This is a genomic window from Streptomyces sp. WELS2, from assembly GCF_013870595.1.
GTDB lineage: Bacteria > Actinomycetota > Actinomycetes > Streptomycetales > Streptomycetaceae > Streptomyces.
The window spans coordinates 1-1,286 of the sequence record NZ_JACBWZ010001266.1; the positions used below are offsets into that span (position 1 = coordinate 1).

Annotated in this window: 1 protein-coding gene; it reads right to left on the minus strand. The window is 76.7% G+C overall.

Annotation, left to right across the window (positions count from 1 at the left end):
• Window positions 1-158: 158 nt before the first annotated feature.
• Window positions 159-1,286: amylo-alpha-1,6-glucosidase (locus tag H5J33_RS35580; protein ID WP_399553015.1), on the minus strand; the 1,128-nt coding region annotated here is incomplete at its 5' end.

Consider the following 1,286-nt stretch of genomic DNA (forward strand, 5'->3'; position numbering starts at 1 on the left):
GGGACACCGCCCGCGCCCCGCCCGGCCACCGCCACCGCCACCGCACCCCGCGTACGACGGACTCGCGTTTCCCGGCCACCACCACGACTGACTGACGCATGCCCCTCGGTACGGCGTACGGCGGCCCGCTGTTCACCGGGCGGCGCGGGATCCCGCGCTCAGACGCCCCCGACCGCCGTCAGCAAGGCCAGCGGCGCCGCCGCGGACCGGGCCTCCAGGCCGCACGCGTGCGGGTAGGGCACCGGCTCGCCGTGCGTGTCCCGCCCGTACCCGGCCCACACCTCCGGCAGCCGGTACCCGGTCACCGCGGCCGCGTCGAGCAGCGCGTGCGCCACCGTCCGGGCCTCGTCGTGCAGCCCGTAGCGGGCGAGGCCCAGCGCGATCAGGGCGTTGTCGTGCGGCCAGACGGAGCCGCGGTGGTAGGACAGCGGGTGGTAGGCGGGCTGCCCGGAGGCCACCGTGCGCACGCCCCAGCCGGAGAAGAAGTCCGGCTCCAGCAGCCGCCGGCCCACCACCTCGCCGTACTCCTTGTCCAGCAGCCCCGACCACAGCAGGTGCCCGGCGTCGGAGGCGAGCGCGTCTATCCGGTGGCCCCGGCCGTCCAGCGCGAGCGCCGGGAACGACTGCTCCGGCATCCAGAAGTCCCGCTGGAACCGGTCCCGCAGATCCGCCGCCGCCTGTTCCAGCAGCGCCGCGTACGTCTCGTCGCCCCACACCCCGCGCGCCACCTGCGCGGTACGGCGCAGCGCGTCGTACGCGTAGCCCTGCGCGCCCGCCGCCATCACCGCGCCGGTGGGCCGGGTGCCGTCGGCGCGGCAGATCGCGCCGGGGGAGTCCTTCCAGTTCTGGTTGGCGAGGCCGCCCTTGTCGGCGCGGTAGACGAGATAGCCGCGCGAGGTCAGCCCGCCGTGGTCGAGCATCCAGCCGACGGCGGCCCGGGCGTGCGGCTCCAGCCGGCGGGCCAGCGCCGTGTCGCCGGTCTGCTCGACGTACGCGCCGAGCAGGACGAGGAACAGCGGGGTGGCGTCCACCGAGCCGTAGTAGCGGCCGAACGGCACCTGCCCGAAGTGGGCCAGCTCCCCGTGCCGCACCTCGTGCACGATCTTGCCGGGCTGGGCGACCGGGGAGTCCCCGGTGCCGGTCGCCTGGGTGGCGGCCAGGGCGAGCAGGGTGGCGGCGGCCGGGCCGGGGCGGTAGGGCAGGGTGAACAGGGAGGTGATCAGCGCGTCCCGGCCCAGCCCGCCCCGTCGGCCGCGGCGGCGAAGGACTTGCTGCGGCCGTCGGGC